The sequence below is a fragment of the Grimontia sp. AD028 genome (genome assembly GCF_000973155.1).
GTDB lineage: Bacteria > Pseudomonadota > Gammaproteobacteria > Enterobacterales > Vibrionaceae > Enterovibrio > Enterovibrio indicus.
In genome coordinates this window covers 1-7,692 of record NZ_LASY01000185.1, presented here as the reverse complement: position 1 = coordinate 7,692, position 7,692 = coordinate 1, and the positions used below count along the sequence as shown (strand labels likewise).

Sequence of the window (7,692 nt, the reverse complement as noted above, 5' to 3'; positions counted from 1 at the left end):
CGTCGTGCTCTTTGTTGTCCCTTTTTGATGGAGATGACTACACCTGCAAAGTGACGCCGCGATCACAACGCCAGTCAAACTCGCTGAATCGGCATCTTCAGGTCGTTTGGGTATATGGCACATTGGCAGCTTTCACCACGTCGATGGCTTTGTCGACCACTTCAAAATTATTACCTTCTTTCAGGCGTGGAATGACCTGAAAGGCCAGCATGACTTGGTTTTCAATGGTATTTACAGCGTTGTTCTGAGACATATTTATTGCCGTTTGTCACATTAGATGCGGCATCTTAACCCAGAAAACTGTCGCTGTAGATGAAGGAAAAGGGCAGCACTTTCTGCCCTGATATTGAGGTGATTACGCAACCATCAATGTGCGGGTTTGATGAACAAATTCTGCGATATCTCCTTTTATAGACGTCGCTTTAAACCCTAACTCTGGCGGCGTGGAGGCATTATCCATATTCACCCTGACCAAACTTGCATTCGGAAACGCATGGGTGATTTGCTCCATGGGAATTCGGATAACGGTTGGCGTGTTAAAGCCTGAACCTAAATCCAGCACCACGACCTTCTTCTCTCGGTTGTTATCCAGCCATTGGATCAACGCTTGGCGCTCGTCTTCATGCACGGTGTCGATAAATGAACCGTCGACGCGGGCATGAATGAACATGTCTTCGCCACAGTTTGGACATTTCGGCACACCTTGCTCTGATGTCAGCACCTGTTCGACAGGATCAAAATAGGGCTCCATGCGATCGAGGAAGGGTTTAATGTCCCACACTTCCTGTGAACACGGTTTGGTGCACTGAATTTTTCCGTAGTCGCCCTGTGGTGCGTAAAAGCGTTCGCGGGAAAATCCACTTTTGTAGAACAGACCATCCACATTGGAGGTCATTACAAAGTAGTCTTTGTCGCGCACGAGATCATACAAAGCTTCATACAGCGGGTTTGCACCCTGAGAAAAATACACGTATTCCAGATGGACTTTGTAGTAACCCCATTGCTCCTGCTGTGACCAGTAGGGATAACCCATGAGCTCGTATTGGGCGTTGAATCCTTTCTTTTTCCAGCCCGGATAGACTTTGGCGAATTTGTCACGATCGAGGTAATTGATCCCCGCAGCTGCCGTCAGCCCGGCACCTGCACCAATCAAGATCGCGTCGGCGTCTTTAATCAGAGTGGAGACATTTCTCAATGTTTGAAGATTCAGTTTTTGCATACAAACTCCTCCAGTTCTGATTGGTAAACATCGTAATCCCGTTCACTGAACACATTGAAAACTACCGTATCCAGTTTGCCGGGGTTGGCTTTCAGCCATTTAGCGACGGTGTGAATCGCCACTGGTGTTGCCTGTTCAATCGGGTAGCCAAATACACCGGTAGAAATCGCACAGAAGGCGACACTGCGTGCATTTTCCACTTCTTGAGTGATATCCAGAATGTGCTGATAGCTGGCGGCGAGTAATTGCTCGCCCTCTCTAGTCACATTGCCTTGTACAATCGGCCCAACCGTATGGATGACGTATTTGGCAGGCAGGTTATAACCCCGCGTAATTTTTGCTTCGCCTGTTGGCTCCTCTCCACCCTGAAGCTGGATGATGACATCGCAGTCTTCACGCAATTGAACACCCGCTCGGTTGTGAATCGCGTTATCAATGCATTTGTGCTGGGGCAGAAAACACCCGAGAAGCTGGCTATTTGCAGCATTCACAATCGCGTCTGCTTTTAAAGTGGTGATGTCTCCACGCCAGAGCACCACTTTGGTGTCACCTATTTTTAGAAATGGCGCTAATTCGCACACATCTGTGATTGATTGGCTTTGGCACTCTGCAGATAGCAGGGTATCCAACGCATTTTTACCGTTTTCACTGAGATAACCTGGCGGAATAACAGTAATGGCGGAGTCCAGCAGAGTGCGTTGCTCGTCGGAATCCAACTCGCGAACGTCAGTGATGCCAGATTTTTTCAGAACGGGTGTCAGTTCCTGCAATACTCTGAGCACCAATGCAGGGTTTGTCAGGCCTTGTAATGGGGTTGGGACATACGGGCTATGGAGCGAGATGCGATCGGCGTAGTCGCTGACAGTTAATTTTCTCATGCTGACCTCCGAATAACTGAGGCCACGTTTGTGGCCTCATGATGGGTATTTGACAGTGGAAGTTTCGCTTACTGGAAGCCGAACTTGCCGTTATCGTTTTTCCACTCGCTGCGCGGTGGAATGGTTTCAATCACATCCCAGTGCTCAACGATTTTGCCGTTATCGACGCGGAACAAATCGTAGAACGCGACGTGCTCATTCAGGAATTTCCCTTCGCTGATCGTCAACACGAAGTTACCTTGACCCAGAATCTTGTGGTTTTTGGTGTAAGACATTGGCATGCCTTGCTCAGCCAGCGCTTGCAGTGCTGCCCCCAAACCTGCCAGACCGTCTGCCACCATTGGGTTGTGTTGTAGGTAGGCTTCCGGTTCGTTGTCGATAAAGTCATTGATGCGCGCCATGTTGCCTTCCATCAGGATGGTCTTCACGAAGTCTGCAACAATGGCTTTGTTCTCTTCAGTTTTATCCAGATCAACCGCTAAGGTTGGGCCGTCGAGCTGGGTACGACCGCTAGGGTTTGCCGGGGCGATGTCTTGCAGGTTGTCCCAATGCTCAACAATTTGGCCATTTTCGAAGCGGAATACGTCGAAGCCAACTTTAGGGCCGAAGAAATCGTATTCAGTGTGCAGGAACACGTAATCGTCATCCTGGAATGCACGTTTCACATCGGCTTTCGCGCCACCTTCAGGCAAGGCTTTCATCAGTTCACCGAATCCTTCCAGGCCATCCCCAACTGCGAGATTGTGCTGAATGTATTTGTTCGGGTTTACATAAGCGATTGGCGCGTGGTCACCGGTTTCAATACTGCTGATCAGTGCGACGGCTTTGTCCTTGTTTGAGAGCGACTCCGACGCTGACTGGGCACTGCATGCAGCAATTCCCATCACACTGGCTACAGCAACAGAGCGAAGAAGTTTGTTTGTCATTGTTTTCATTGTCTTGTCCTTTTGTTCGGTGTTGAAGCCATGTTAGGACGTTGCACTGAATCCGTGCAGAGTGGAAATAGGCAGAAAAATGGTCAATATCGAACCTGAGAAAACGAAGTTCAGTGCAAATCCTTTATGCGCCAATAGTCATAGATAGTGATTTCTGAACTTGCTAGGCGTGAGTCCGGTTTCCTTTTTGAAGTATTTAACGAAGTTGCTTGGGTCTTCGAACCCGAAGTCATAGGCGAGTTGTTGAGAGGTGATTTTGCTCACCACCAACCGCCGTTTGATTTCTGTAATGGTGAAGGCATCAATCATTTGTTTGGCGGTGAGGGACGTAGATGCCTTACAAACCTGATTGAGGGTTTTATAGGTGGTAGCGAGCTGGTCGGCATACCAGTTTGCATCACGTGTACGTTCAAAATGTTCCTGTAGGAGCGCGATAAAACGAGAGAGGAGACGACTTTGCGAAGGAGAAAGGTTGTCGACTTCCCCGACCGTTTTCAAACGTCGATGAAGCAAGGTCAATGCTGAGAATAAATACATCACGATCAATGGGTCACCATCTTCACAGGTGAGCTCTGCGATCATTTCATTAAGTAACGAGGATGTGCGTTTACGGTTTTCTTCATCGAGTTCAAAGGCTGGCGAATATTGGCTGTTGAGGTGGGTCGGCGTGAAACTGGGCAGCTTCATGTTGGCGTGAACCGCATCCAGATATGCTTGTGTGAATATCAGGATTTTCCCTTCGGGCTTATCCCCTAAATCAAACGCCGTCACTTGTTCACGCTGCACACTGATTACTGTACCGGGTTTGAATGCGTGTTCCTTGAAATCGACCATCTGCTTACCTTCCCCTTTTTCAAAGATCACTGTCATGAAGAAGGAAAGGCGGTGCGGCGCTTGAGGATCGTGATCTTTGAACTCGCGGGTATAGAGTTTTGAGAGTTCGATGATCTCCACGTCCTGTAGGGCGGCTTCACGCTGTTTAAAGTCGATCAGTGGAATTGCCATATGCGTCGCGAAAATTTGGAAAAAGATGGAATCATCTTAGCGCATTGTGAACGCCAGACGTGACTGTTGTTACAAATATGCAATAGATTGAGTGGGTTAGAGAAATAGCCATCGTAGAGGGAGGTCACGATGTTAAAGCTAGCGGGATTTGTGCTGGTAAGTAACTTGATAGTGGTTGCAGGAATTTGGGGCTTTGACCAGGTCACAGGCTTATTTGGTATCACGCGCTGGATTGATTATGTGTTTGGCGCGGTGACGAGCTTGTGGGGCTTGTCGATATTGTTTCTTTGGCTCGACGATGGTGACTCTCACGCTGATGCGGATAAAGCAAGCGTGGCCGCTTCCAGCTTGGTAGATAACACCATTGCAGCAGAATTTAATGCAGTGCGTCGGTTCTACGACAGCCGAATGTTTCTCAAGCTGTTTTTCGCGGGACTGCCCGCGTTTGGTATCTGCGTCAGTTACGCGGTTCTTAGCTAAACTAGCGCGTCCTCCTTACTTATACATCGAGTCAGTCTAAAGCTGGCTCGTTTTGCTCATACATAATCCAACCTTTCAAGGAGCGTTCGCTTGGAACTCAACATAGATAACCGCAGAACCATTGTCGACATTCACGAAAATGGTGTGCGGGCTCATCCTTGTCTGGTTGTGGCAATTCATGGTGACAGTCCTTTTGGTGCGGTGAGCTATCAAAACCAGTTTGCGAAAGCCATCGCCAAACGCGCTAGCAATGTCGTATCTGTCGGGTTATTGAGGCCGGGTTATAAAGACAATCTGGGGGGGAAATCCGGGGGTTGGAAAGGTTTTACCGTTGGTGACAATTACAACCGCAAACGCATCGACCATATTGTTTTGGCCATTCAAGCGCTAAAAGACCTTTATAGTCCATCTAAAGTGGTCATTTGTGGTCATTCCGGTGGCGCTGCGATAACGGGAAAGATCATCGCGTATTATCCAAGCCTTGCTGATGCAGCGGTGATGGTTTCCTGCCCTGCGGATATTAACCGTTGGCGCAAAGACATGTATGAACAACGCCGCAATCCGCTGTTTTGGGGTAACCTTCGGGTAACCTCACCGATTGCGTTGGTGGACAGGGTTGATGCCAAGACAGATATTCATCTGATTTGCGGCAAGGAAGACGATGTCACACAGCCTTACCTGACTGAAACCTATGGTGACGTGTTGAAGGAGCAAGGCAAAACAGTGAGCGCCGATTTCATTCCCGGTGGTCATGACATTTTTCTGGATGAGTTTGTCGTGGATGCGGTGGTTAGAAAAGTGAATGTGCTTTTAAACCAAAGCAAGAATACTCAGGCAATAGAGGTGGATTGTCAGGCATAATGCGCTACAGCGAGTTGATTAGGGAACAACAATAATGATTGAAAGTGGCGAAAGTTATTACGACGAGCTGTTCGCGAAGAAAGACCTTCAAGGCGAATCGTTCACGGGCATTGAGTTTGAGGAGTGTCGCTTTGAAGAGTGTGATTTCTCTGACGCCATTTTCAAAAACTGTAAGTTCATCAATTGTGAGTTTGCGCGCTGTAATCTGAGTTTGATGAACCTCTCTGGCACGCGTCTTTTTACCGTGCAGTTTGAAGAGTGTAAGTTGGTGGGCGTGGATTGGAGCAAGGCCGACTGGCCTTCTTACCATGTGGATTTCGAACTCAGGTTCAAGCAATGCATTTTGAATGATGCGTCATTCTTTGGGCTGACGCTGCATGAGCTCAAACTCGAAGAGTGCAAGCTGCATGAAGTGGATTTCAGGGAAGGGGACTTCCAGCAATCTTCGATGACATACTGCGATTTTACCCACGCTCAGTTTATGCGTACCAATCTGCAAGAGGTCGATTTCAGTGAATCGACAGACTACGCCATCAACGTATTGGAAAATCAGCTTAAAGGCGCCAAGTTCTCTCGCTACGAAGCGTTGAACTTGCTGGAAAGCCTCGGCATTGAACTGGTGGACTGATACCAATCGTAGTAAATATCTGCTCATCCTAGCTTGTTAAAATGCTCGATAACTGCGTTGGAAAATTTGACTGTAGAATAACTACTTATCGAAATTTCCCGCCTTGTTCTCTAGCATTTTTCCTGCGCTATTTCTGATCAGCTACCTACTGCGATTGGTATGAACACAAAAAAACGGCGCTGAATGCGCCGTTTTCTCTTTTACTTAGACCCTAGCGTTTTTTAGCCCCTGCTTTTTTCAACAGCTGGCGCTTAAGGCGACGCTTCTCTCCGCCGCGACCCCCTCGTTTTTCATGGTGCTCTTTATCTGCGTTGATATCTGGTTCGAAACCCGCCAGCCACTCCTGAGGGAGGCGTTGGTCAATCAAGGTTTCAATTGCGTTCAGCATGCCTTCTTCTTCACGACTAACCAGCGATATCGCCATGCCGGATTTTCCCGCGCGACCGGTACGGCCGATACGGTGAATATAGTCTTCCGGCTGATGTGGCAGTTCGTAGTTGAACACGGTATCCAGCGAGGGAATATCCAAGCCGCGCGCTGCCACATCGGTTGCTACCAACACGCGCACAGTACCGTTTTTAAAGCCTTCCAATGCGCGGTTACGTGCGCCTTGGGTTTTCTCGCCGTGAATCGCTTCTGCTGCCAGTCCGTCGAGCTTGAGCTCGTTTGCCAACGCTTCAGTGCTTTGGCGGGTTTTAGCGAACACCAATACTTGCTGCAGGTTACGGCTGCCAATCAGATAGGAAAGCAGCTCGCGCTTACGTTTTCTGTCGACGGGATGCACCAGTTGATTCACGGTTTCAGCTGTACTGTTGGCTGTCGATACTTCCACGCGCACAGGGTCGTTAAGCAGACGATAAGTTAAATCCATGACCTGCTTTGGATAGGTGGCGGAGAAAAACAGCGTCTGGCGTTCCTTTGGCATTTTCTTCATCAGGCGCTTGATGTCTGAAATAAAGCCCATGTCGAGCATGCGGTCAGCTTCATCGAGAACCAGCGTATCCAGGCTGTTAAGCTGCAAGGTACCAATATGAAGGTGATCGAGCAGGCGACCCGGCGTGCCGACAATGATTTCTGGCTTCTTCGCCAACTGATTCTTCTGAGGATTAATGTTCGCGCCGCCATACAGCGCCACACATTTCAGCGACGTGTGCTGACCATATTCTGCAACTTTGTCATACACCTGCTGAGCAAGCTCTCGGGTTGGCGTGACGATCAGCACTCGCGCAGAGCCTTTCACACCACGTTCCAGAAGCTGGTGGATCAGAGGCAGCGTAAAGGCGGCGGTTTTGCCTGTGCCTGTTTGGGCTGCACCCATCACGTCTTTTCCTTCCAACACTTTTGGAATCGCTTGCTGCTGGATATCAGTGGGCTCGCTGTAACCAAGTTCACTCAGCGTTTGCTGAAGCGTGGGATGAAGAAGTGAAAATACGTTGTCTGACATGGGTAAAGAGTTCCGCCATAAAGAAGGGGCGCGAGTGTACCAGATAGTCTGATTTCACGGAAATGCTGTGCATAATCCGCGCTCGTATACAAGGGGCTGTTGACCTTTGGTGGTGATTTTTGCAGCAGTTTGTGGGGGATTTATGCAAGGCAGAGGCTTCGATGTGTAGCTGGCCTACATGAGAAGCCGATAACGCAGCAGAAATTCCCCACAAACGCTGCCCGAAGGGTTCTGCTCTAAGC

Annotated in this window: 8 protein-coding genes and 1 pseudogene; 3 read left to right on the top strand and 6 right to left on the bottom strand. The window is 48.9% G+C overall.

The window, feature by feature from the left end:
* Nucleotides 1-112 precede the first annotated feature (112 nt).
* From RN22_RS25275 to RN22_RS24105, 5 genes and pseudogenes are all read right to left on the bottom strand, one after another.
* Nucleotides 113-211, bottom strand: a pseudogene (locus RN22_RS25275) (thiamine-binding protein); the annotation flags it as partial.
* Nucleotides 212-355: 144 nt separating this feature from the next.
* Nucleotides 356-1,219 carry a Sir2 family NAD-dependent protein deacetylase gene (locus tag RN22_RS24120; RefSeq protein ID WP_046308473.1) on the bottom strand — a complete coding sequence of 288 codons (864 nt, stop codon included), beginning with the start codon at nt 1,217-1,219 and terminating at the stop codon, nt 356-358.
* Complete coding sequence (locus RN22_RS24115; protein ID WP_052737594.1) at nt 1,207-2,097, bottom strand: protein-ADP-ribose hydrolase; 891 nt, start codon at nt 2,095-2,097, stop codon at nt 1,207-1,209. Before RN22_RS24115 ends, RN22_RS24120 begins: the two co-directional genes overlap by 13 nt.
* 68 nt (nt 2,098-2,165) lie before the next feature.
* Nucleotides 2,166-3,032 (bottom strand): nuclear transport factor 2 family protein, encoded by an 867-nt coding sequence (locus tag RN22_RS24110; protein ID WP_046308472.1) that lies wholly within the window; start codon nt 3,030-3,032, stop codon nt 2,166-2,168.
* A gap of 138 nt (nt 3,033-3,170) precedes the next feature.
* Nucleotides 3,171-4,037 (bottom strand): AraC family transcriptional regulator, encoded by an 867-nt coding sequence (locus tag RN22_RS24105; RefSeq protein WP_046308471.1) that lies wholly within the window; start codon nt 4,035-4,037, stop codon nt 3,171-3,173.
* A 129-nt stretch (nt 4,038-4,166) separates the two neighbouring features.
* On the opposite strand from RN22_RS24105, the gene RN22_RS24100 reads away from it, so the two are divergent.
* The 3 genes from RN22_RS24100 (at nt 4,167) to RN22_RS24090 (ending at nt 6,006) form a co-directional block, all read left to right on the top strand.
* On the top strand, nt 4,167-4,517 hold the full coding sequence (locus RN22_RS24100) for a hypothetical protein (RefSeq protein ID WP_046308470.1): 351 nt from the start codon (nt 4,167-4,169) through the stop codon (nt 4,515-4,517).
* 90 nt (nt 4,518-4,607) lie between these two features.
* The gene (locus RN22_RS24095; protein ID WP_046308469.1) at nt 4,608-5,378 is read left to right on the top strand and encodes a S9 family peptidase; all 771 of its coding nucleotides are present in this window, start codon (nt 4,608-4,610) and stop codon (nt 5,376-5,378) included.
* 34 nt (nt 5,379-5,412) lie between these two features.
* Nucleotides 5,413-6,006, top strand: coding sequence for a pentapeptide repeat-containing protein (locus tag RN22_RS24090; protein ID WP_002539925.1), 594 nt, complete (start codon nt 5,413-5,415; stop codon nt 6,004-6,006).
* A gap of 211 nt (nt 6,007-6,217) precedes the next feature.
* Here the strand turns inward: RN22_RS24090 and RN22_RS24085 are convergent, their stop codons facing one another.
* Nucleotides 6,218-7,450 carry a DEAD/DEAH box helicase gene (locus RN22_RS24085; protein WP_046308468.1) on the bottom strand — a complete coding sequence of 411 codons (1,233 nt, stop codon included), beginning with the start codon at nt 7,448-7,450 and terminating at the stop codon, nt 6,218-6,220.
* Nucleotides 7,451-7,692: the final 242 nt, after the last annotated feature.